Here is a 22,537-nt window from a genome sequence, read left to right on the forward strand (position 1 = left end):
GGTCATGCGGTCAAGGCCGGGTCGGTGCCGCGGCTCAGGTGGCGCTCGTCGGCGCCGCGGCGGCGCAGCTTGTCGAGCAGGAGGTAGACGACCGGCGTCGTCAGCAGCGTCAGCAACTGGCTGGCGATCAGCCCGCCGATGATGGCCACGCCCAGCGGCTGGCGCAACTCGGAGCCCTCGCCGAAGCCGATCGCCAGCGGCAGCGCGCCCAGGCCCGCGGCCAGCGTCGTCATCAGGATCGGGCGGAAGCGCAGCAGGCAGGCCTCGCGCACCGCGTCGAGCGGCGACAGCCCGCGAGAGCGCTCGGCCTCGAGCGCGAAGTCGATGATCAGGATCGCGTTCTTCTTGACGATGCCGATCAGCAGGAACACGCCGATCAGCGCAATGATCGAGAACTCCATGCGGAACATCAGCAGCGCCAGCACCGCGCCGACCCCGGCCGACGGCAGCGTCGACAGCACCGTGATCGGGTGCACCAGGCTTTCGTACAGCACGCCGAGCACGATGTAGATCACGACGATCGCCGCCAGGATCAACAGCGGCTGCTGCGCCTGCGAATCCTGGAAGCCGCGCGCGGTGCCGGCAAAGCTGCCGCGCACGTTGGCCGGCATCGCGATGTCGGCCTCCGACTGCTTCACCGCCGCCTGCGCGTCCGACAGGCTGACGCCGTCGGGCAGGTTGAACGACACTGTGGTCGCGAGCTCGCCGTCCTGGTGGTTGATCGAGGTCGGCGTCGCGCTTTCGGTGAAGCGCGCGAGCGTCTGCAGCGGCACCATCGTCTCCGCGGTGTTGCTCAGCGCCGAGCCGCCCGACGCGTCGCGCAGCGCCGGGTTCACCGACAGCGTCGCGGTGGTCGCGGCACCGTTGCCGGCCTTGCGCGGGATGTACACGTCGTTCAGCGAGGTCGGGCTGCGCGTCAGGCTGCGCGCCGCCTCCATCACCACGTGGTACTGGTTCAGCTCGCCGTAGATGGTGGCCACCTGGCGCTGGCCGAAGCTGTCGTAGAGCGCGTTGTCGACATCGCGCGTCGTGATGCCCAGCCGCGCCGCGGTCGCCTTGTCGATGTCGACGAAGCTCTGCACGCCGTTGTCCTGCTGGTTGGTGTCGACGTCGGCGAGCTCTTCCTTGGTGCGCATCTGGTCGGCCAGCTTCAGCGCCCAGCTGCGCAGGTCGGCGATGTTGTCGCTCTTCAGCGTGTACTGGTAGGTCGAGTTGCTCGCGCGGCCGCCGGCCCGCAGGTCCTGCACCGGGTTCAGGAACAGCTGCACGCCGGTCACGGTGGCGAGCTGCGGGCGCAGCCGCGCGATCACCGCCTGGCCGCCGTCCTTGCGCTGGCCGACCGGCTTCAGGTTGATGAACATGAAGCCGCCGCCGGCCCGCCCGCCGCCGGTGAAACCGACCACCGTGTCGACCGCCGGGTCGGCATGGATGATGTCGACCAGCTGCTTCAGCTTGCCCTGCAGCGCCTCGAACGAGATGCTCTGGTCGGCAGCCAGCCCGCCGTTCAGCTGGCCGTTGTCCTGCTGCGGGAAGAAGCCCTTCGGCGTCGCCTGGAACAGGTAGACGTTCAGGCCGATCACCGCCAGCAGGATCAGCATCACCAGCGCCTTGCTGTGCAGCGCCCAGTCCAGGCTGTGCTCGTAGCCGCGCAGCACGCCGGCGAACACGCGCTCGGAGAAGCGCGCGATGCGACCCGGGGGCTTCTCGGCATGGCCGCCGCGCTGAAGCAGCCAGGCGCACATCATCGGCGTGGTGGTCAGCGAGATCACCAGCGAGATCAGCACCGCGACCGACAGCGTCACCGCGAACTCGCGGAACAGCCGGCCGATCTGCCCGCTCATGAACAGCAGCGGGATGAACACCGCCACCAGCGACAGGCTGATCGACAGCACCGTGAAGCCGACCTCGCGCGCGCCGAGCAGTGCGGCTTCGAAGCGGTCCATGCCGGCCTCGATGTGGCGGCTGGTGTTCTCCAGCACGACGATCGCGTCGTCGACGACGAAGCCGGTGGCCACCGTCAGCGCCATCAGGCTCAGGTTGTTCAGGCTGTAGCCCAGCAGGTACATCACGCCGAAGGTGCCGAGCAGCGACACCACGGTGGCCACCGCCGGCACGATGGTGGCGCGCAGGCTGCGCAGGAAGACGCTGACGACCACGACGACCAGCAGCACCGAGATCACCAGCGTGCCCTCGATCTCGCGCAGCGACGCGCGGATCGAGTTGGTGCTGTCGGAGGCCACCTGCAGCGCGATGTCGCTCGGCAGCTGCGCCTGCAGCTCGGGCAGCAGCGCGCGCACGCCGTCGACCGTCTCGATCACGTTGGCGCCGGGTTGGCGCGTCAGCAGCACGATGACGGCCGGCTGGCCGTTGAACAGGCCCAGCGTGCGGACGTTCTCGACACCGTCGCTGACCTTGGCCACGTCCGAGAGTCGCACCGCCGCGTTGTTGCGCCAGGCCACCACCAGCCCGCGGTAGTCGGCCGCGCTGCGTCCCGGCGGCGGCGTGTAGATCTGCATGCGGCGCTCGCCGTCCTCGATCGCGCCCTTGGGGCGGTTCGCGTTCGAGGCCTGGATCGCGGCGCGCACGTCTTCGGAGCTGACGCCGAAGCGGTTCAGCGCGAACGGCAGCAGCTCGACGCGCACCGCCGGCAGCGAGCCGCCGCCGAGCTCGACGTCGCCGACGCCGTCGACCTGCGCCAGCTTCTGCTGCACGATGTTCGACACCGCGTCGTAGATCTGCCCCGGCGTGCGGGTCTTCGAGGTCAGCGCGAGGATGATGATCGGCGCGTCCGACGGGTTCGCCTTGCGGTAGGTCGGGTTGCTGCGCAGCGTCGACGGCAGGTCGGCGCGCGATGCGTTGATGGCCGCCTGCACCTCGCGCGCGGCGCCGTCGATGTTGCGGCTCAGGTCGAATTGAAGCGTCACGCGGGCCGAGCCGCTGGAGCTCGACGAGGTCATCTCGTTGACGCCGGCGATCGTGCCGAGGTGGCGCTCCAGCGGCGTCGCGACGCTGCTGGCCATCGTGTCGGGGCTCGCGCCCGGCAGCGACGCACTGACCGAGATGGTCGGGAAATCGACCTGCGGCAGCGGCGCCACCGGCAGCACGAAGAACGCGCCGATGCCGGCCAGCGCCATGCCGATGGTCAGCAGCACCGTCGCGATCGGCCGCGTGACGAAGGGCCGGGACAGGTTCATCCGGCCGCTCCGTCCGGCACGGCGGCCGCCCGGCGCACGCGCCGGCCGAGCCGGTCGAAGCCGAGGTAGATGACCGGCGTGGTGAACAGCGTCAGCACCTGGCTGACGATCAGACCGCCGAAGATCGACAGGCCGAGCGGCATGCGCAGCTCGGAGCCTTCGCCGCCGCCGAACATCAGCGGCAGCGCGGCGAACAGCGCCGCCAGCGTGGTCATCAGGATCGGCCGGAAGCGCAGCAGCGCGGCCTGGTGGATCGCCTCGCGCGGCGACTTGCCCTGGTGGCGTTCGGCGTCGATCGCGAAGTCGATCATCATGATCGCGTTCTTCTTGACGATGCCGATCAGCAGGATGATGCCGATGATGCCGATCACGCCCAGGTCGTTGCCCGACAGCATCAGCGCCAGCAGCGCGCCGACGCCGGCCGACGGCAGCGTCGACAGGATCGTCAGCGGGTGGATGTAGCTTTCGTACAGCACGCCCAGCACGATGTACACGCAGACCAGCGCCGCGAGGATCAGCCACAGCTCGTTGGCGAGCGAGGCTTGGTAGGCGCCGGCCGCGCCGAGGAAGGTCATCGTCACCGAGGCGGGCAGCGCGATGTCCTTGGCCGCCTGCTTGATCGAATCGACCGCATGGCCGAGCGATTCGCCGCTGGCGGTGTCGAAGCCGAGCGTGGTGGCCGGGTACTGCGCGACGTGCGTCACCTGCAGCGGCGCGGCCCGTTCGCGGATGGTGGCGATGGCCGACAGCGGCGTCGCCTCGCCCGAGCTGGTGCGCAGGTTCAGCAGCCCCAGCGTCTGCGCGCTGTTCACCAGGCCGGGCTGGGCCTCGAGGATCACGCGGTACTGGTTGGTCTCGGTGAAGATGGTCGAGACGATGCGCTGGCCGAACGCGCTGTACAGCGCGTCGTCGATCGCGCTGGCGGTGATGCCCAGCCGCGATGCGGTGTCGCGGTCGATGTCGATGTAGGCCGACATGCCCTGCGCACCGGCGTCGGTGACGATGTTGCGCACCTGCGGCACGGTGCGCAGGTGGTCGGCCAGCTTGTGCGCCCATTCGGCGACCACCTGGCTGCTGACGCCTTCGAGCGACACGCGGTATTCGGTCGGGCCGGATTCGGCATCGATCGTCAGGTCCTGCGTCGGCTGCAGGTACAGCGTGACGCCGGCCACCTGCTGCACGCGCTCGCGCAGCCGGTCCATGATCTGCGCCTGCGTGCCGCTGCGCTTGCTGCGCAGGTTGATCAGCATGCTGCCGGTGTTCAGCATCGTGTTGTTGGCCGCGTCGACGCCGGTGAACGAGCTCAGGCTCGCGACGTCGGGGTCGGCCAGCACGGCCTGCGCGGCCTGCTGCTGCAGCGATGCCATCCGGCTGTACGAGACGTCCTGTGCGGCTTCGAGGCGGGCCTTCAGCTGGCCGGTGTCCTGCGTCGGGAACAGGCCCTTCGGGATCACCAGGTACAGCACGATGGTCAGCGCGAGCGTCGCGGCGGCCACCAGCAGCGTCAGCGCCTGGCGGTCGAGCACCCAGCCGAGCCAGACGTCGTAGCGCGCGATGAAGCGGTCGAACAGGCGCTGGAACGCGGCGCCGAAGCCCTTCGCGTGCTGCGGGTCCCCGTGCGCGGTGTCCTGCGCCTTCAACCAGCGGCCCGACATCATCGGCACCAGCGTCAGCGACACCACGGCCGAGATCAGGATCGTGATCGCGAGCGTCACCGCGAACTCGCGGAACAGCCGTCCCACCACGTCGCCCATGAACAGCAGCGGGATCAACACCGCGATCAGCGAGACGGTCAGCGAGATGATCGTGAAGCCGATCTGCGTCGCGCCCTTCAGCGCGGCCTGCATCGGCGGCTCGCCTTCCTCGATGTAGCGGGCGATGTTCTCGATCATCACGATCGCGTCGTCGACGACGAAACCGGTCGCGATGGTCAGCGCCATCAGGCTCAGGTTGTTCAGGCTGTAGCCGAGCAGGTACATCACGCCGAAGGTGCCGATCAGCGAGATCGGCACCGCCAGGCTCGCGATCACGGTGGCGCGCACGCTGTGCAGGAACGCGAAGATCACGATCACCACCAGCAGCACCGCCAGCAGCAGCTCGAACTCGACATGCTTGACCGACGCCCGGATGCCGGTGGTGCGGTCGCTGAGGATGCTGACGTTGACGCTCGGCGGCAGCCCGGCCTGCAGCTCGGGCAGGCGCTGCTTGATGCCGTCGACGGTGGCGATCACGTTGGCGCCGGGTTGGCGCTGCACGTTCAGGATGATGGCCGGCACCAGCGGGCGCGCGTCGGGGTGGGCGGCGCAATCGGCGCAGTCGATGCCGGCCCAGGCGCCGAGCCGCACGTTCTCGGCGCTGTTGACGACCTGGGCCACGTCGGCGATGCGCACCGGCGCGTTGTTGCGCCACGCGACCACCAGCGACTTGTAGTCGTCGACCGTCAGCAGCTGGTCGTTGGCATTGATGCTGTAGGTGCGGGTCGGGCCGTCGAAGCTGCCCTTGGCGCTGTTCGCGTTGGCACCGGTGATCGCGGTGCGCAGCGTGTCGATGCCGATGCCGTACGACGCGAGCGCCTGCGTGTCGGCCTGGATGCGCACCGCAGGGCGCTGGCCGCCGCTGAGCGACACCAGGCCGACGCCGCTGACCTGCGACATCTTCTGCGCGAGCCGGGTGTTGACGAGGTTCTGCACCTCGGTCAGCGGCAGCGAATCGGAGGTGATCGCGAGCGTCAGCACCGGCGCGTCGGCCGGGTTGACCTTGGCGTACACCGGCGGGGCCGGCAGGTCGGCCGGCAGCAGCGAGCCGCCGGCGTTGATGGCGGCCTGCACTTCCTGTTCGGCGACGTCCAGCGTCTGGCCGAGCGAGAACTGCAGCGTGACGATCGACACGCCGGCGGCGCTCGACGAGCTCATGCGCTGCAGCCCGGGCATCTGGCCGAACTGCTTCTCGAGCGGCGCGGTGACGGTGTTCGTCATCACCTCGGGGCTGGCGCCGGGGTACAGCGTCTGCACCTGGATGGTCGGGTAGTCGACCTGCGGCAGCGCCGCCAGCGGCAGGAACTTGAAGCCCACCAGCCCGGCGAGCACGATGGCGACCATCAGCAGCGAGGTCGCTACCGGTCGCTCGATGAAGGGACGTGACGGACTCATGACGACACCCCGATCGCCGGGTACGGCGATCGACCCTCCGAGAGGGTCGGGCCGGGCTTGGGGCGGCCCGGCGCTCCGGCCCGCGCGTCTTTCGGCAACGGCTTCATGGCTTACTGCTGTTCGGCTTGTTCGCGGCGTTGGCGGCGGCGCTCGCCCCAGGCGCCGGAGGCACCCGATGCAAAGCCGGCCGGCGCCGACGCGCCATCGGCCGCGGCGCGCGGGCCGCGCTCGCCGCGCGGACCCGACGCGCGCCGGCCCGGCGGGAAGGCGCCGGCCGGGCCGGAGGCGCCTTGCGCACCCGACGCGGCACGGTCGGCCGACAGCGTCACGCGCGCGCCATCTTTCAGCCGGTCGGCGCCTTCGGTGATGACCTGCTCTCCGGCCTCGAGCCCGGCGGTGATCGACACCTTGTCGACCGTCGCCTGGCCGCGGGTGACGGTGCGCTGCTGCACGGTGCGGTCGGGCTGCAGCACGTAGACGTAGTCGCCGTCGCGGCCGTTGCGCAGTGCGGTGATCGGCACGACGACGGCGCCCTTCACGGTGTCGAGCAGCAGGCGCACGTTGACGAACTGATTCGGGAACAGCGCGCCGCCGGCGTTCTGGAAGCGGGCCTTCGCGCGCACCGTGCCGGTGGTGGTGTCGACGAGGTTGTCGAAGGTGGAGAACGCGCCGCTCTCGAGCTTGGTGGTGCGGGTGCGGTCGTAGGCGGCGACCGGCAGCTGCGCGCCGCTGGCCACGCGGGCCTGGATCGCGGGCAGGCGGTCCTGCGGGATCGAGAACGCGATGTCGATCGGCTCGGTCTGCGTGATCACCGCGATGCCGGTGGCGTCGCCGGACGACACCAGGTTGCCTTCGTCGACGGTGCGCAGCCCGATGCGCCCGCCCACCGGCGCGGTGATGCGGGTGTACGCCAGGTTCAGGCGCGCGGTGCCTTCGGCGGCCTTGTCGGTCATCGCGGTGCCTTCGAGCTGCTTGACGAGCGCGGCCTGCGTGTCGACGTCCTGGCGGGCGATGGAGTCCTGCGACAGCAGGGTCTGATAGCGCTTCAGCGTGACGCGTGCCGCATCGAGCTGGGCTTCGTCGCGCAGCCGCTGGCCGCTGGCCTGCAGCAGTGCCATCTCGAACGGGCGGGCGTCGATGGTGGCGAGCAGCTCGCCCTTCTTGACGACCTGGCCTTCCTTGAACGCCACCTTGGTCAGTACGCCCGAGACCTGCGGGCGCACCGTGACGGTGGCGGCCGGCGTGACGGTGCCGAGGGCTTCGATCAGCACCGGCAACTCGGCCTGCGCGGCGGTGGCGACGCCGACGGTGGTGGCACCGGCACCGCGGCGACCGGCGGCGCCACCGGGGCCTCCGCCCGGCCCACCGGGGCCGCCCGGGCCGCCGGCCATCGCGCCCGACGGGGCGGCGGCCGGGCGGTGGGTCAGGTACCAGGCGACGCCACCGAGCAAGGCCAGCCCGATCAGCGCGATCAGCGTGCCCAGCCAGCGTCGGCGCGGCTTGGCGGAAAGCGAGGGCGTGGCGGCGTCTTTCGGCGTGTGGTCCATGGGCATGGGCGAGGGCAATGAGGGGGCGCGTCGGCGATGGGCGACTGTGCCACGCGCCGGAGCGCTGCGGTCAGTCGGCGGCCGAGTGCGGTTGGCACTTGGCGTGCCCGCATTCCAACCTGCCAACGTTGCCGGTGTATTGCTGCCTGGTGCCCGGGTGTCAACCTGGGGCCCCGGACTGGCGTCCGGGCTACATGCTCGCGTAGTTGGGGCCGCCGCCGCCTTCGGGCGCGACCCACACGATGTTCTGCGTCGGGTCCTTGATGTCGCAGGTCTTGCAGTGCACGCAGTTCTGCGCGTTGATCTGCAGGCGGTCCTGGCCGGCCTCGGTCTTGACGAACTCGTAGACGCCGGCCGGGCAGTAGCGGGCTTCGGGGCCGGCGTACTTCGCGAGGTTGATGCCCACCGGCACGGCCGCGTCCTTCAGCGTCAGGTGCGCAGGCTGGTTCTCGCCGTGGTTGGTGTTGCTGATGAACACGCTGGAGAGCTTGTCGAAGGTCAGCTTGCCGTCGGGCTTCGGGTAGTCGATCTTCGGGCACTCGGCGGCCGGCTTCAGCCGCAGGTTGTCGGGCACCGTGCTGTGGATCGTCCACGGCGGGGCCTTGAAGCCGAGCTTGGGCAGCAGCCACAGCTCGATGCCGTTCATGATGGACGACAGGAACAGCCCCTTCTTCATCCACTGCTTGGTGTTGCGCGAGGCCTGCAGTTCTTCGTAGAGCCAGCTCTTCTCGAAGGCCTGCGGGTAGGCGCTCAGTTCGTCGTGCTGGCGGCCGGCGGTGACGGCGGCAAACGCCGCCTCGGCGGCCAGCATGCCGGTCTTGATCGCGGCGTGGCTGCCCTTGATGCGCGAGAAGTTCAGGAAGCCGGCTTCGCAGCCGACGAGTGCGCCGCCGGGGAACACGAACTTCGGCAGGCTCATCAGCCCGCCGCAGGTGATCGCGCGCGCGCCGTAGCCGATGCGCTTGCCGCCTTCGAGGCAGGCGCGGATCGCGGGGTGCGTCTTCCAGCGCTGCATCTCCTCGAACGGGCTGAGCCACGGGTTGCTGTACTCGAGCCCGGTGATGAAGCCCAGCGTGACCTTGTTGTCTTCCGCGTGGTAGAGGAAGCCGCCGCCGTAGGTGCTGTTGTCCATCGGCCAGCCGAGCGAGTGGATCACGTGGCCGGGTTTCGCCTTGGCGGGGTCGATCTCCCACAGCTCCTTGATGCCGAGCGCATAGGTCTGCGGATCGCGGCCGTCGTCGAGCTTGAAGCGTGCGATCAGCTGCCGGCCGAGCTGGCCGCGCGCGCCTTCGGCGAACACGGTGTACTTCGCGTGCAGCTCCATGCCGAGCTGGAACTCGCCGGTCGGCTCGCCGTCCTTGCCGACGCCCATGTTGCCGGTGGCGATGCCCTTGACCGAGCCATCGGCGTTGTAGAGCACTTCGGTGGCGGCGAAGCCGGGAAAGATCTCGACGCCGAGTGCTTCGGCCTGCTGGCCGAGCCAGCGCACGACGTTGCCGAGGCTGACGATGTAGTTGCCCGCGTTGTGCAGGCTGCTGGGGATCAGGAACTGCGGCGTGCGCAGCGTGCCGGTCTGGCTGAGGAACAGCATCTCGTCGTGCGCGACGGGCTGGTTCAGCGGGGCGCCGAGTTCCTTCCAGTTGGGGAACAGTTCGGTGAGGGCACGCGGGTCCATGATGGCGCCGCTGAGGATGTGGGCGCCGGGCTCGGAGCCCTTTTCCAGCACGACGACCGAGATCTCCTTGCCTTGGGCGGCGGCCAGCTGCTTCAGTTTGATGGCGGTCGCCAGGCCGCCGGGGCCGCCTCCGACGACCACGACGTCGTACTCCATGGATTCACGCGGGCCGTGTTGCTCGAGGATGGCGTCAGGGGTCATGTCGTTCCTTGTGTCGCTGCGCGGCGGCGCTGCGCTTGTCTCGGTGCGCGGCATTGTATCGACGGTTGGTGCGGAAAAGAACGATCGTTCTTTTCTGGCATTGCCGGGTCTCGCCCCGGCGGGCGAGTCACTTTCATTTGCTGGCTCAAATGAAAGTAACCAAAGCAAAGCGCCTCAACACACACCATACGGTTCGTTCTGGCCCGCTTCGGACAACACTGCCACTCGGCTGCACATCCCCGTTCGTCGGGATTGTTGTTCTCCCTCTCCACTCGACTCGCGCTCGTCGCTTCGTCTCGCCCCCGCGACCATCAGGTCATGAGGCGAAGCGCAGCGAGCCGGGTGGAGAAGAACGGCCAACAATCCCACAGAACGAACCGTATGGTGTGTGTTGAGGCCCTTTGCTTTGGTTACTTTCATTTGGGCTCAAATGAAAGTGACTCGCCCGCCGGGGCGAGACCCGGCAGCAGCCTCACGCAGTGAACCACCCCCCGGAAGGGGAAAGAGGGAAGCGCGGCCTACCGTCCGCCGAACGGCACCCCCGCCAGCACCTCCGCATGCCCCCGCGGCGCAGCCCGCCCGTACTGCGGCGGCGGCGCAACCTGCCCGCCGAGCGCCGCCGCCGCATGCCACACCCAGCGCGGGTTCCACAGCATCCCCCGGGCCAGCGCCACCATGTCCGCATCCCCGTCGACGAGGATCTGCTCCGCCTGCGCCGGCTCGGTGATCAGCCCCACGGCCATCGTCGGCAGCCCGGTCGCTTCCTTGACGGCCCGTGCGAACGGCACCTGGTAACCCGCCCCCAGCTTGATCTGCTGCTGCGACGTGATCCCGCCCGACGACACGTCGATGAAATCGCAGCCATGCGTCTTCAACGCCTTCGCGAACTCCACCGTCTGCGGCAGCGTCCAGCTCGGCGCGACGTCGTGCTCCATCCAGTCGGTCGCCGACACCCGCACGCCCAGCGGCTTGTGCGCCGGCCACACCGCGCGCACCGCATCGAACACCGCCAGCGGCAGGCGCATCCGGTTCTCCAGGCTGCCGCCCCACGCATCGGTGCGCTGGTTGCTGATCGGCGACAGGAACTGGTGCAGCAGGTAGCCGTGCGCACAGTGCAGCTCGATCACGTCGAGCCCGAGCCGCTGCGCGCGCTCGGCCGCCTTCGCGAACTGCGCGATCACGGTGTGGATGTCGTCCTCGCTCATCGCGTGCGGCGGCGCCTCCTCGGGCCGCTGGCGCACCGCCGAGGGCGCCCACGGCGTCCAGCCGCCGTCCTGCGGCGTGATCAACTGCCCGCCCTTCCACGGCGGGGCGCTCGACGCCTTGCGGCCGGCATGCGCCAGCTGGATGCCGATGGCGCCCTTCGCATGCGGACGGATCGCCGCCAGCACCCGGGCCAGCGCGGCTTCGTTTTCATCGCTCCACAGCCCGAGGCAGTCGGGCGTGATGCGCCCCTCGGGGCTGACGCCGGTCGCCTCGATCAGCGTCAGCGCGGCACCGCCCTGCGTCATCGCGCCAAGGTGCATCACGTGCCAGTCGGTGGCCGATCCGTCGACGGCCGAGTACTGGCACATCGGCGCGACGATCACGCGGTTCGGCAGTTGAAGTTCGCGCAGTGCGAGCGGGCGGAACAAGGTCGGGTTCATCGGACTCCTGGCGGCAGTTCGGGAAAGGGTTCGTGCTATCTTGCCCGACACCTCCGGCCGCCGCAGACCCCGGGTCTTTGGTGGCCGCATGCCACACCAAACAAATCCAGGAGCCAGGAACATGAGCTACAGCATCGATCTCGCCGGCCGCGTCGCGCTGGTCACCGGTGCCTCCAGCGGGCTGGGCACCCAGTTCGCGAAGACCCTTGCAAAGGCCGGCGCCGCCGTCGTGCTGGCCGGTCGGCGCGTCGAACGCCTGAAGGCGCTGCGCGCCGAAATCGAGGCCGACGGCGGCGATGCCCACGTCGTCAAGCTCGACGTCACCGACCACGGCAGCATCAAGGCGGCCGTCGCCCATGCCGAGACCGAGATGGGCAGCCTCGACATCCTCGTCAATAATTCCGGCGTCAGCACCACGCAGCGCCTCACCGACGTGACGCCCGACGACTACGACTACGTGATGGACACCAACACCAAAGGCGCGTTCTTCGTCGCGCAAGAGGTGGCCAAGCGCATGCTGGCGCGCGCCCAGGGCTCGGCGCCCGGCACCTTCACCGGCGGGCGCATCGTCAACATCGCGTCGATGGCCGGGCTCAAGGTGCTCGGGCAGATCGGCGTCTACTGCATGAGCAAATCGGCCGTCATCCACATGACGCGTGCGATGGCGCTCGAATGGGGCCGCTACGGCATCAACGTCAACGCGATCTGCCCCGGCTACATCGACACCGAGATCAACCACCACCACTGGAAGACCGAGCAGGGCAAGAAGCTGATCGAGATGATGCCGCGCAAGCGCATCGGCCAGCCGCAGGACCTCGACGCCGTGCTGATGATGCTGTGCGCGAACGAGAGCCACTTCGTCAACGGCGCGGTGGTGCAGGCCGACGACGGGTTCGCGGTGTGAGCCTGCGGCCGTTGACCCTGCTGGAAGCGCGCGCGCTCGGCGTGCTGATCGAGAAGGCCGCCACCGTGCCCGACAGCTACCCGCTGTCGCTGAATTCGCTGGTGGCCGGCTGCAACCAGAAGACCGCGCGCGATCCGGTGATGAACGCGACCGACGCCGAAGTGCAGGCCGCCGCCGACGCGCTGAAGGCGCTGAGCCTCGCGTTCGAATCCAGCGGCTCGCGCGTCAGCCGCTACGAGCACAACCTCGGCCGCGCGCTCGCGCTGCCGTCGCAATCGGTCGCGCTGCTCGCGGTGCTGATGCTGCGCGGACCGCAGACGGCGTCCGAGCTGCGCGGCAACTGCGAGCGGCTGCACCGCTTCGCCGACACGTCGTCGGTCGAGGCCTTCCTCGACGAACTGGCGACGCGCGCCGACGAGAAGGGCGGGCCGCTGGTGGTCAAGCTGCCGCGCGCGCCGGGTGCGCGCGAGGCACGCTGGACGCACCTGCTGAGCGGCGCCGTCGATGTCTCGGCGATGCCGGTGGCGGCCAGCGACGACGATTTCGTCGCCACCAGCGAACTGGCGGCCTTGAAGGCGCAGCAGCTGAGCCTGAAGCGCGAGGTCGACGAACTGCGGGCGCTGGTGGCGCGGCTGTACCAGGAATTGGGCGTGAGCCGGCAGGACTGACACGACGAACCTGCGCCGGCGACGCAGCGGCGGCGAACTGATCGACGAACTGAGCGGAGTCTCATGAGCGGAGCGAGGACCTGGTGTCACCGGTGGGCGGCCGTGATGGGCCTGGCCGCTGCGTTCAGCCTGCCGGCGGCGGCCCAGCCGCAGCCGCCAGCCGTCACGCTGAAGCTCACCGACGCCGAGCGCGCCTGGGTCGCCGAGCACCCGGTGGTGCGCGTCGGCACCTCGCCCGGGTTGCCGCCGTATTTCACCTTCGATGCCAACGCCGCGCGGCCGCAGGGCTACGTGATCGAGCTGATGGACCTGCTGGCCGAGCGCACCGGGCTGCGCTTCGACTACCAGCGCTCGCCAAGCCAGGCCGTGCTGATGCAGACGCTGGCGCGCGGCGAGCTCGATGCGGTGGCCTTCATGCCGGCGCCGGCCGATGGCGCCGGCGTCTTCCTGCACACCCGGCCGATGCTCGGCGCGAACATGGTGCTGGCGGTGCGCCGCGACATCTCCGACGTGTCGCCGGCCACCGAGTTCGGCGGCTACCGCGTCGCGGTCGAAGCGGCGTCGGCGGCCGACGGGCTGCTGGCGTCGCGCTTCCCCGGCGCGAACGTGCAGCGCCACGACAGCGCCGAGGCCGCGCTGCGGGCCGTGGCGTCGGGCGATGCGGATGTCTACATCGGCTACCGCCACGTCGCGGTGCACTACATCGAGAAGAACCTGCTGGCCAACGTGCAGGTGCGTGGCGGCTTCGGGCCGGGGCTGACGGCGCTGGGTCCGGCGGTGCGGCGCGACCTGCCGCTGCTGCACGCGGTGCTCGACAAGGCGATGGCCTCGGTGACGCAGAGCGAGCAGGCGCAGCTGGCGCGGCGCTGGCTGCCCGACGATGCCGACGGCATGCCGGGCAGCGCGGTGCTGACCGATGCCGAGCGCCGCTGGGTCGATGCGCATGGCCGCATCCGCGTCGGCTACGACGCGGCCTTCGCGCCGATCACGCTGCGCAACGACCTGGCGCAGCTGCGCGGGCTGGGCGCCGACTTCATCCGCCTGGCCGCCGGCAAGGTCGGCCTGACAATCGAGAGCGAGACCGGCGGCAGCTTCGCCGAGATGTACCAGCGCGGCGTCAACGGCGAGATCGACGTGCTGGTCGGGGCCGCCCGCACCGCGCAGCGGCGCGAGGATTTCGATTTCGTCGGCCCGTTCCTGCGCGTGCCCACCGGCATCGTCACGCGCAGCCCGGACGGGCCGCTGGTGACCCGGCTCGGCGAGGTCGGCCACATGCGCATGGCCCTGCTGCAGGATCACTTCCTGATTCCGCAGCTGAGCACCCGCTACCCGGCGATCCGGCTGCTGCTGTTCCAGACGCAGGAAGGCGCAATGAAGGCGGTGGCCGACGGCCGGGCCGACCTCGCGATCGGCAACCTGAAGGTGGTGAACCAGCTGATCAACGACGGCCTGACCGGCCGCGTGCGCGTGACCGGCACGCTGGGCGATGCCGACAGCGAGCTGTATTTCGCGGTGCGGCGCGACCTGCCGGAGCTGTCGCACGTGCTGCGCAAGGGGCTCGACGCGGTGAGCGCGAGCGAGGCCAACGACATCGAGCGCCGCTGGCTGCTGGGCAGCGGCACGCTGAGCATGAGCCGCGAGCAGGCTGTGCGCCTGGGGGTGCTGCTGCTGGCGATGCTGGGAGTGCTGCTGACCTGGTTGCTGCTGCTGCGGCGCGGCAACCGGCGGCTGCGGCAGGCGCGGCAGATCGAGCGCGATGCGCGCCGGCTGGCCGAAGAGAGCACCGCGGCGCGCGGCCGCTTCATCAGCTACTTGACGCACGAGCTGCGCGGCACGATCGGCGCGATCGGCACCGGTGCGCAGATGCTGAAGGAGACCCTGCCGCCCGAGCGCCGGCAGCGGCTGGCGGATGCAATCAGCGAATCGGCCGAGGGCTTTCGCAGCCTGCTCGAGACGACGCTGCAGTACGAGCAGCAGCTGGAGCGCAAGGTGGAGTTGCAGCTGGCGCCGACCGAGTTCGCGGCGCTGTGGTCGCAGATGATCGCGCCGCTGGAGCTGAGCGCGCAGGGCAAGGGCCTGGGTTTCCGCGCGACGCTGGAGGCCGACAGCGCGGCCCGTGTGCTGATCGACGCGCAGCGGCTGCGCCAGGTCGTCAACAACCTGGTGGGCAACGCGATCAAGTTCACGCGCGAGGGCGAGGTGACGGTGCAGGGCCGGCTGAAAGGCGAGGGCACCGCGGTGCAGCTGGAGCTCGACGTGTGCGACACCGGGCCGGGGCTGACCGATGAAGATCGGCTGCGCCTGTTCCAGCCATATGCGCAGGGCGTGCAGGGGCAGAAGCTGCGGCAGGGCGCCGGGCTGGGCCTCGCGATCACGCGGCAGATCGTCGACGCGATGGGCGGGCGGATCAGCGCCGAGGCGGCGCCGGGCGGCGGGGCGGTGTTCCGGGTCAGCGCGACGGTGGTATCCGCCTGACGTAGCCCGGATGCCAATCCGGGTCAGGTCACGCAGCCAGCAGCTTGTAGATCAACTCCGGCGTCGTCGCCGCGCCGTACTTGCGCATCAGCCGCGCGCGGTAGACGTCGACGGTGCGTGGGCTGATGCCGAGGCGCCTGCCGATCAGCTTGCTGGTGAGGCCCTCGATCAGCAGCGCGGCGATCTCGCGCTCGCGGGCGGTCAGCTCGGCCTTCAGCTTGCGGCGCGACGACAGGTCCTCGAAGCTCCAGATGCCGGCCGCATGCGGCTGCGCCGGATCGAGCGCGCGGCCCGACACGTGGCACCAGAACAGCTCGCCGCGCTGCGGGCCGTCGACGCGCTTCATCACGCGTTCGTCGGCATACCAGCCGCTGGCATCGAGCGCCGCGACGATGCGCTCGCCGGTGCGTTCGAACTCCTCGTGCGTCGGGTACAGCATCTCGAACGACTGGCCGACCAACTGGTCACGCGCCGCGCCGAACATCGCGAGCACCTGCTGGTTGCAGTCGACCATCAACCGGTTGCGCGACAGCACCAGGCCGACCGGGGCGAGGTCGAAGGCGGTGCGGTAGTCGAGGGCGGGAGCGAGGGTGGGCATGCGAGGATGGTACGGCGTGGGTGCCGGCCGGCTTGCGGAGTCCCGTGCCCCGCGTCACCCGGCCGGCAGGCCGGTTTCGAACCTGCCGAGCGTCGCCTTGGACGGGTGGGCGTTGATCAGGACCGGATCGCCGCCTCGCCACCAGAAGACCCGCATGTGGGGTGCGTGCGCAGAGATCAGGACGGCCTGGTGCACGCAGGACTCGATGAAGTCGGTGACGCCGAGCCGTTCGGCCGCCAGGGCCTTGTGGGCGGCGATGGAGCCATCGTCGTGATCGTGCCGGGCCGGATCGCGAAGATGCACGTCGATGCCGGCATAGCCGCGACGGTCGAGCCACGCACGCGTGCGGGCATGGTCGGTGTGCGGCCGCCCGGTGACGACACAGTGCTGCCGCTTCGACAGGCGCGGCGCCTTCGCCGCGCGGGGCAGCGCGTCCCGCTCGTTCAGCGCGCCCTCCATGCCGATGTCGTACCGTTGCGCGGGAAGGTCGTCGCAGAGGACCCCGTCGAGGTCGATGCCCCAGCTGCGATAGCAGTGGTCCGGCTCCATCGGATGGTGGCCGTGGGCGCCATCCTCATGCCAGTAGGCGCGGCGAAACTGCGTGGAGACGACCTCGCGCTCCCACGGCAGCACCGTCTGGACATGGGGGCGGTGCATCGACCAGTCGGGCCGGATCCTCGACAACTCATCGGAGACGACCGTCAGGACCCGATGATCGGCGTGGGTGCGCTGAACGAGCGCTCGGCAGTTCACCAGCGTGTGGCCGTGGCCGGCCATGTCCTCGCACAGCAGCAGCCGACCCGGCGGGGGCGCTTCGCCGTGCCACGACGCCTCTTGTCGAGCGCGGTCGTATCGGATGAAGGACAGCGGTGCGCCGGTGGCGAACGCCGCGCACTGCGCCGGGAACAATCCTCCGCGGAGCACCGCCGCGACGGCCACGAACTCTTCGGCGCGCAGTTCGTCGCCAATGCTGTCGATCCACTGGCTGATCTGCGTGTAGCCGAGGTAGGACGGGCGCCGGTCAAGTGAAGGGACGATGGGGAGCATGGCGGGCAGGAGTCATGGCACTCCAGCCACTGTGCTGGAGCCGCTCCTCGCCGACGTCCTGCGATGCGAACGGCCGGCGCCCTGCGCGAAGACCCGAGCCCCCGGGGCCGGGCGTCAGGCGGCGGGCGCGCGCATGGGCGACGCTCGGGGCCGCAGCCGCCATCCCACCCACCCGATGCCCAGTGCCATCATCAGCGCGGCCGCCGGCTCCGGAACGGCCGCCATCGGGTTGCTGAGGGCGATCACCTCGAACCATGCGAACAGCGGCAGGCTGCTGTTGTTGTGCACCGTCAGCGACAGCACGCCGAAGGAATCGGCGCTGTAGGTGAAGTCGTCGGGGCTGGCGACGCGCCCCTGCGATCCCGCGGCATAGTCGAACGGATCGCGGTTCAGCATCGTCGAGCGCAACGAGACCTCGTGCCGATAGGCCTGCTCGTCGCGCAAGGTCAGCGTCGCGACGTGGTAGTACTCGTCGTTGATGGAATCGGTCTGGTAGTGCGTCGACAGCGGGTGGGCGTCGCTGCGATCGAGCGTCGCGATGCCGGACAGCGTCAGCGACGCGTACGGATCCAGCTTGAACGCGCGGTTCCAGCCGATCTCGACATCGGCGGAGTCGGTGGGCAGGTCGGTGTGCCAGCTGACGCCCAGCGTGTTCGGTCCCGAATGCGCCTCGGTCGACAGCACCGAGCCCGGCAGCGGCGGTTGCTGCCTGGCCCCCACGCCGAACGGCGGACTGAAGTCCAGCCCGTTCTGCATCGGGTACATGAGGTCGTGGCGCACGTTGTCGCCGTTCGCATGCCCGCTCGACAACGACGAGCGGACCGTGTTGCCCGTCCACCAGGTGCCCACGCTGCCGGGCACGCGCGGTGCATCGGGCGTCGGCGCCAGCGTGACGATCGGATCCAGCGTGAACGACGCGCTGCCGTGCTCTTCGGCGTGGACCAGGCCCGAGGTGGCAAACCCTGCAAGCAACAGCGGCGCCAGGCGGGCCATGCCGCGCCGGCGCAGCCGCCATGCCACCAGCCCGACACCGAACACCATCATCAGCACGGTGGCCGGCTCCGGAATCGCCTCGACCGCGCTGAAAGCGAACACCTCCAGGCTCGCGAACATCGGCACGCTGGAGTCGTTGTGCAGCGTCAACGAGAGTGCCCCGAAAGAGTCGGCGCTGTAGCTGAAGGCCTCCGGGCCGCCGGCGTGGGCTTGCGAGGCGTCGCCCCACACGGTCGGATCGTCGTCCAGGATCCATGCGTGCAGGCTGACGGCGTGCTGGTAGACATGCTCGTCGCTCAGCGTCAGCGTCGCGAGGTTGTAGTTGCCGTCAGGCGCGAACTCGTAGTGCGTCGACAGCGGGTGCGGGTTGCTCCGGTCCAGCGTCGCCAGCCCCGACAGCGTGAGCGACCCATGCGGATCCACCTTCACGAAGCGTTGCCACTGGATGCTCGCGCTGGCGTTGTCGGTCGGCACATCGGTCGCCCAGCTCACGCCCAGGCTGTTCGTCGTGCTGTTCGCGCGTGTCGACAGCTGCGATCCGCCGAGTGCCGGGAACTGCCGGTTCGACTCGCCGAACGGTGTGCTGAACTCCAGGCCGTTCGGGCCGACGAAGTTGTCGTAGCGCTGCGTCGTGCCGCTCTGGTCCGGCGCGGTGTACATCGTGCTGTTGATGTAGTTGCCGGTCAGCCAGTGGCCGACGTCGCCCGGCTGGCGCGGCGCATCGCGGCTCGCCGCGATGGTGGTGATCGGGTCCAGCGTGAACCCGGCCGAGCCGTGCTCTGCCGCCGGCGCGGTGGCCTGCAGCCCCAGTGCGGCCAGCATGATGACGAGTGCATGGATCTTCATCGCGTTGATCTCCCGAAGCTGAGTGGGTGCCGGAGGCAAGAGTCCGCTGGGCAAACGGCGTGCCCGGACAGGGTTCGTTGCGCCGTGTCATAGCGCTTGACCCTAGTCATTTCTACGTAACGCCCGCCCGGCCTACGTAACGCGTTACGTAGTACGCTCCCCGGCTGATTTCCACTGCGCAGGAGACGCTCCATGAACAAGGTGTACGCCAGTGCCGCCGATGCCCTGAAAGGCATCGTGCGCGACGGCCAGTTGCTGGCCGTCGGCGGCTTCGGGCTGTGCGGCATCCCCGAGGCCCTGATTGCCGCGCTGCGCGACAGCGGCGCGAAGAACCTCACGGTGATCTCGAACAATGCCGGCGTCGACGGCTTCGGCCTCGGCCAGCTGCTCGAGACGCGGCAGATCAGGAAGATGATCTCCAGCTACGTCGGCGAGAACAAGGAGTTCGAGCGCCAGTACCTGGCCGGCGAGCTGGAGCTCGAGTTCACGCCGCAGGGCACGCTGGCCGAAAAGCTGCGCGCCGGCGGCGCCGGCATCCCGGCCTTCTTCACGAAGACCGGCGTCGGCACGCTGGTGGCCGAAGGCAAGGAAACCCGCGAGTTCGACGGCGCCGTCTACGTGATGGAGCGCGCGCTGTTGCCCGAGGTGAGCCTGGTGAAGGCGCACAAGGCCGACCGCAGCGGCAACCTGGTGTTCCGCCGCACCGCGCGCAACTTCAACCCGGCGGTCGCGATGGCCGGCAAGATCACCGTGGTCGAGGTCGAAGAGATCGTCGAGACCGGCTCGATCGATCCCGATGCGGTGCACCTGCCGGGCATCTACGTGCACCGGCTGGTGCTGAACGCACACCCCGAGAAGCGCATCGAGAAACGCACGATCACCGAAAAAGCGACTGAAAAGGCAGGGAGCTGACCATGGCCTGGACCCACGATCAAATGGCCGCCAAGGCCGCCGCCGAACTGCAGGACGGCTTCTACGTCAACCTCGGCATCGGGCTGCCGACGCTGGTCGCCAACCACGTGCGCAGCGACATCGAGGTGTGGCTGCAAAGCGAGAACGGCATGCTCGGCATCGGCCCGTTCCCGACCGCCGACCAGGTCGATGCCGACCTGATCAACGCCGGCAAGCAGACCGTCACCACCATCCCCGGTTCGTCGATCTTCGGTTCGCACGACAGCTTCGCGATGATCCGCGGCGGCAAGATCAACCTGAGCATCCTCGGCGCGATGCAGGTCAGCGACAAGGGCGACCTGGCCAACTGGATGATCCCCGGCAAGATGGTCAAGGGCATGGGCGGCGCGATGGACCTGGTGGCCGGGGTCGCCCGCGTGCTGGTGCTGATGGAGCACGTCGCGCGCAAGAAGGACGGCACCGAAGACCTGAAGATCCTGCCGGCCTGCACGCTGCCGCTGACCGGTGTCGGCGTGGTGAACCGCATCATCACCGACCTCGCGGTGATGGACGTGACGCCGAAGGGGCTGAAGCTGGTCGAGGTTGCGCCGGGCGTCAGCCGCGAAGAACTGCAGGCGAAGACCGGCGTGCCTTTGCTCTGACGCCTACTTCTTCAGGGCCCGCGCGGCCTCGGTGACGAGCGCCGGGCCCTTGTAGATGAACCCGGTGTAGAGCTGCACCAGGTCGGCACCGGCCGCGATCTTCGATTGCGCGTCGGCACCGCTCAGCACGCCGCCGACGCCGATGATCGGGTAGCCCGCGCCGAGCGCCGCGCGCAGTTGCGCGATCACCCGGTTCGACGCCTGCAGCACCGGCGCGCCGCTCAGGCCTCCGGCCTCTTCGCCATGCGGCAGGTGCTTCACCGCATCGCGTGCGATCGTCGTGTTGGTGGCGATCACGCCGTCGATGGCGTTCTTCTTCAGCGTGGCGGCGATCACGCCGACCTGTGCCTCGTCGAGGTCGGGTGCGATCTTCACGAACACCGGCACGCTGCGGCCGTGCTGCTGCGCCAGCTGCTGCCGGCGCGCCTGCACCGCCGCCAGCAGCGCATCGAGCGCCTCGTCGCTCTGCAACGCACGCAGGTTCTTCGTGTTCGGCGACGAGATGTTGACCGTCACGTAGTCGGCATGCGGGTACACGCCGTCCAGGCACAGCAGGTAGTCGTCGACCGCACGCTCGATCGGCGTCGCGGCGTTCTTGCCGATGTTCAGCCCCAGCACGCCGCCCTGCGAGCGAAAGCGCGCCTGCTTCACGTTGGCGATGAAGGCGTCGAGCCCGTGGTTGTTGAAACCGAGCCGGTTGATCAGCGCGTTCGCCTGCGGCAGCCGGAACATGCGCGGCTTCGGATTGCCCGGCTGGCCGAGCGGCGTCACGGTGCCGACCTCGATGAAGCCGAACCCCATCGCGGCCAGCCCGTCGATGCAGCGGCCGTTCTTGTCGAGTCCGGCGGCCAGCCCGATGCGGTTCGGGAAGCGGATGCCCGCCAGCGTGACCGGATCGTCGACCCGCGGCTGCGCGACCGCGCAGATCAGCGGCGTGCGCTGGAGGCGCGCCAGCGCGCCGAGCGTCAGGTCGTGCGCCTGCTCGGGATCGAGACCGAACAGGAACGGGCGGGTGAGGGCGTACGGAACCAGGGCCATGGAGATCGGGGGCGTGTGTCTTGGATAATCGCGGATTGTCTCAAACGCGTGCCTGCGCACGACCCTGCCCATGACCCAGGACGAACTGAAGGCCCTCGTCGGCCAGGCCGCGCTGGCCTACGTGCAACCCGGCAGCGTCGTCGGCGTCGGCACCGGCTCCACGGTGAACTGCTTCATCGACGCGCTGGCCGGCATCAAGGACCGCATCGTCGGCGCGGTCTCCAGCAGCGAGCGAAGCTCCGAGCGGCTGCGCGCCCACGGCATCGCGGTGCTCGACAGCAATGCGGTCGACAGCATTCCCGTCTACGTGGACGGTGCCGACGAGATCGACCACCACGGCTTCATGATCAAGGGCGGCGGCGCGGCCCTCACGCGCGAGAAGATCGTCGCCGACATCGCGAAGACCTTCGTCTGCATCGCCGACGAATCGAAGCTGGTCGACACGCTGGGCCGCTTCCCGGTGCCGGTGGAGGTGATCCCGATGGCGGCGGCGCAGATCGCGCGGCGGCTGCGCGGCCTGGGCGGCGACGCGCAACTGCGTGCCGGCGTGGTCACCGACAACGGCTGCAGCATCCTCGACGTGCGCGGCATGGCGCTGATCGATCCGCTGGCGATGGAGCGCGAGATCAACCAGTGGCCCGGCGTCGTCACCGTCGGCATCTTCGCGCGCCACCGGGCCGGCGTGTGCCTGCTGGGCACCTCGCAGGGCGTGAAGACGCTGACGTTCTGATCCACTCCCGGGTGTCTGGCGCCCCCAAAAAGGGCGTAACCTCGGGCCTGTTCCGAATCCGCTGAAAAGGACGGCCCATGGCCAAACCCAACTACTCGTTCGAAAAGCGCCAGCGCGAGCTGGCCAAGAAGAAGAAGAAGGAAGAGAAGCTGAAGGAGAAGGAGCTTCGCAAGACCAGCCCGGGTTCGGGCGACGGGCAGGGCGACGAGCCGGCCGACGGCGAGCCTCAGGAAGCCGGCGCCGGGGACCAGCCGGCGCCCTGAGCGCCGCCCC

The 22,537-nt window shown here is 69.6% G+C and carries 16 protein-coding genes; 7 read left to right on the top strand and 9 right to left on the bottom strand.

Annotation, left to right across the window (positions count from 1 at the left end; all coding sequences use genetic code 11):
• Positions 1 to 2: 2 nt before the first annotated feature.
• From ASC98_RS17990 to ASC98_RS18010, 5 genes are all read right to left on the bottom strand, one after another.
• Positions 3 to 3,194 carry an efflux RND transporter permease subunit gene (locus ASC98_RS17990; RefSeq protein WP_056810948.1) on the bottom strand — a complete coding sequence of 1,064 codons (3,192 nt, stop codon included), beginning with the start codon at positions 3,192 to 3,194 and terminating at the stop codon, positions 3 to 5.
• Positions 3,191 to 6,343: an efflux RND transporter permease subunit gene (locus tag ASC98_RS17995; RefSeq protein WP_056810944.1), complete on the bottom strand. Its 3,153-nt coding sequence runs from the start codon at positions 6,341 to 6,343 to the stop codon at positions 3,191 to 3,193. The genes ASC98_RS17990 and ASC98_RS17995 overlap by 4 nt, the downstream gene beginning before the upstream one ends.
• A 110-nt stretch (positions 6,344 to 6,453) precedes the next feature.
• On the bottom strand, positions 6,454 to 7,890 hold the full coding sequence (locus tag ASC98_RS18000) for an MdtA/MuxA family multidrug efflux RND transporter periplasmic adaptor subunit (protein ID WP_056810941.1): 1,437 nt from the start codon (positions 7,888 to 7,890) through the stop codon (positions 6,454 to 6,456).
• 190 nt (positions 7,891 to 8,080) lie between these two features.
• A complete protein-coding gene (locus ASC98_RS18005) occupies positions 8,081 to 9,766 on the bottom strand; it encodes an electron transfer flavoprotein-ubiquinone oxidoreductase (protein WP_056812049.1) in 1,686 nt (561 codons plus the stop codon).
• A 518-nt stretch (positions 9,767 to 10,284) separates the two neighbouring features.
• Entirely contained in the window at positions 10,285 to 11,412 is a 1,128-nt protein-coding gene (locus ASC98_RS18010) for an NADH:flavin oxidoreductase/NADH oxidase (protein ID WP_056814184.1), read from the bottom strand.
• 121 nt (positions 11,413 to 11,533) lie between these two features.
• On the opposite strand from ASC98_RS18010, the gene ASC98_RS18015 reads away from it, so the two are divergent.
• From ASC98_RS18015 to ASC98_RS18025, 3 genes are all read left to right on the top strand, one after another.
• On the top strand, positions 11,534 to 12,316 hold the full coding sequence (locus ASC98_RS18015) for an SDR family oxidoreductase (protein WP_056814187.1): 783 nt from the start codon (positions 11,534 to 11,536) through the stop codon (positions 12,314 to 12,316).
• 2 nt (positions 12,317 to 12,318) lie between these two features.
• Positions 12,319 to 12,984, top strand: coding sequence for a YceH family protein (locus ASC98_RS18020; protein ID WP_056814796.1), 666 nt, complete (start codon positions 12,319 to 12,321; stop codon positions 12,982 to 12,984).
• Positions 12,985 to 13,047: 63 nt separating this feature from the next.
• A complete protein-coding gene (locus tag ASC98_RS18025; RefSeq protein ID WP_082541659.1) occupies positions 13,048 to 15,459 on the top strand; it encodes a transporter substrate-binding domain-containing protein in 2,412 nt (803 codons plus the stop codon).
• A 28-nt stretch (positions 15,460 to 15,487) separates the two neighbouring features.
• Here the strand turns inward: ASC98_RS18025 and ASC98_RS18030 are convergent, their stop codons facing one another.
• From ASC98_RS18030 to ASC98_RS18040, 3 genes are all read right to left on the bottom strand, one after another.
• On the bottom strand, positions 15,488 to 16,057 hold the full coding sequence (locus ASC98_RS18030; RefSeq protein WP_056814193.1) for a LuxR C-terminal-related transcriptional regulator: 570 nt from the start codon (positions 16,055 to 16,057) through the stop codon (positions 15,488 to 15,490).
• A gap of 54 nt (positions 16,058 to 16,111) precedes the next feature.
• Positions 16,112 to 17,104 carry a phosphoribosyltransferase gene (locus ASC98_RS18035; RefSeq protein WP_056814195.1) on the bottom strand — a complete coding sequence of 331 codons (993 nt, stop codon included), beginning with the start codon at positions 17,102 to 17,104 and terminating at the stop codon, positions 16,112 to 16,114.
• Between the two features lie 114 nt (positions 17,105 to 17,218).
• The gene (locus ASC98_RS18040) at positions 17,219 to 18,943 is read right to left on the bottom strand and encodes a PEP-CTERM sorting domain-containing protein (protein ID WP_056814199.1); all 1,725 of its coding nucleotides are present in this window, start codon (positions 18,941 to 18,943) and stop codon (positions 17,219 to 17,221) included.
• A gap of 192 nt (positions 18,944 to 19,135) precedes the next feature.
• On the opposite strand from ASC98_RS18040, the gene ASC98_RS18045 reads away from it, so the two are divergent.
• Both ASC98_RS18045 and ASC98_RS18050 read left to right on the top strand, forming a co-directional pair.
• Positions 19,136 to 19,855, top strand: coding sequence for a CoA transferase subunit A (locus ASC98_RS18045; RefSeq protein ID WP_056814201.1), 720 nt, complete (start codon positions 19,136 to 19,138; stop codon positions 19,853 to 19,855).
• A 2-nt stretch (positions 19,856 to 19,857) separates the two neighbouring features.
• Entirely contained in the window at positions 19,858 to 20,496 is a 639-nt protein-coding gene (locus ASC98_RS18050) for a 3-oxoacid CoA-transferase subunit B (RefSeq protein WP_056814205.1), read from the top strand.
• 3 nt (positions 20,497 to 20,499) lie between these two features.
• Here the strand turns inward: ASC98_RS18050 and ASC98_RS18055 are convergent, their stop codons facing one another.
• Positions 20,500 to 21,534 carry a quinone-dependent dihydroorotate dehydrogenase gene (locus tag ASC98_RS18055; RefSeq protein WP_056814207.1) on the bottom strand — a complete coding sequence of 345 codons (1,035 nt, stop codon included), beginning with the start codon at positions 21,532 to 21,534 and terminating at the stop codon, positions 20,500 to 20,502.
• Between the two features lie 70 nt (positions 21,535 to 21,604).
• Here ASC98_RS18055 and rpiA point away from each other — a divergent pair, with 70 nt between their 5' ends.
• Entirely contained in the window at positions 21,605 to 22,264 is a 660-nt protein-coding gene (gene rpiA / locus ASC98_RS18060) for a ribose-5-phosphate isomerase RpiA (protein WP_056814210.1), read from the top strand.
• A gap of 77 nt (positions 22,265 to 22,341) precedes the next feature.
• Complete coding sequence (locus tag ASC98_RS18065; RefSeq protein WP_056814213.1) at positions 22,342 to 22,527, top strand: hypothetical protein; 186 nt, start codon at positions 22,342 to 22,344, stop codon at positions 22,525 to 22,527.
• Positions 22,528 to 22,537 lie beyond the last annotated feature (10 nt).

Source organism: Rhizobacter sp. Root1238 (assembly GCF_001425825.1).
In the GTDB taxonomy this organism is placed as follows: Bacteria; Pseudomonadota; Gammaproteobacteria; order Burkholderiales; family Burkholderiaceae_C; genus Rhizobacter.

Coding starts and splice junctions, on each gene's coding strand:
- ASC98_RS17990 (WP_056810948.1), bottom strand. CDS start 3,194: ATGAACCTGTCCCGGCCCTTCGTCACGCGGCCGATCGCGACGGTGCTG.
- ASC98_RS17995 (WP_056810944.1), bottom strand. CDS start 6,343: ATGAGTCCGTCACGTCCCTTCATCGAGCGACCGGTAGCGACCTCGCTG.
- ASC98_RS18000 (WP_056810941.1), bottom strand. CDS start 7,890: ATGGACCACACGCCGAAAGACGCCGCCACGCCCTCGCTTTCCGCCAAG.
- ASC98_RS18005 (WP_056812049.1), bottom strand. CDS start 9,766: ATGACCCCTGACGCCATCCTCGAGCAACACGGCCCGCGTGAATCCATG.
- ASC98_RS18010 (WP_056814184.1), bottom strand. CDS start 11,412: ATGAACCCGACCTTGTTCCGCCCGCTCGCACTGCGCGAACTTCAACTG.
- ASC98_RS18015 (WP_056814187.1), top strand. CDS start 11,534: ATGAGCTACAGCATCGATCTCGCCGGCCGCGTCGCGCTGGTCACCGGT.
- ASC98_RS18025 (WP_082541659.1), top strand. CDS start 13,048: ATGAGCGGAGCGAGGACCTGGTGTCACCGGTGGGCGGCCGTGATGGGC.
- ASC98_RS18030 (WP_056814193.1), bottom strand. CDS start 16,057: ATGCCCACCCTCGCTCCCGCCCTCGACTACCGCACCGCCTTCGACCTC.
- ASC98_RS18035 (WP_056814195.1), bottom strand. CDS start 17,104: ATGCTCCCCATCGTCCCTTCACTTGACCGGCGCCCGTCCTACCTCGGC.
- ASC98_RS18040 (WP_056814199.1), bottom strand. CDS start 18,943: ATGAAGATCCATGCACTCGTCATCATGCTGGCCGCACTGGGGCTGCAG.
- ASC98_RS18045 (WP_056814201.1), top strand. CDS start 19,136: ATGAACAAGGTGTACGCCAGTGCCGCCGATGCCCTGAAAGGCATCGTG.
- ASC98_RS18050 (WP_056814205.1), top strand. CDS start 19,858: ATGGCCTGGACCCACGATCAAATGGCCGCCAAGGCCGCCGCCGAACTG.
- ASC98_RS18055 (WP_056814207.1), bottom strand. CDS start 21,534: ATGGCCCTGGTTCCGTACGCCCTCACCCGCCCGTTCCTGTTCGGTCTC.
- rpiA (WP_056814210.1), top strand. CDS start 21,605: ATGACCCAGGACGAACTGAAGGCCCTCGTCGGCCAGGCCGCGCTGGCC.
- ASC98_RS18065 (WP_056814213.1), top strand. CDS start 22,342: ATGGCCAAACCCAACTACTCGTTCGAAAAGCGCCAGCGCGAGCTGGCC.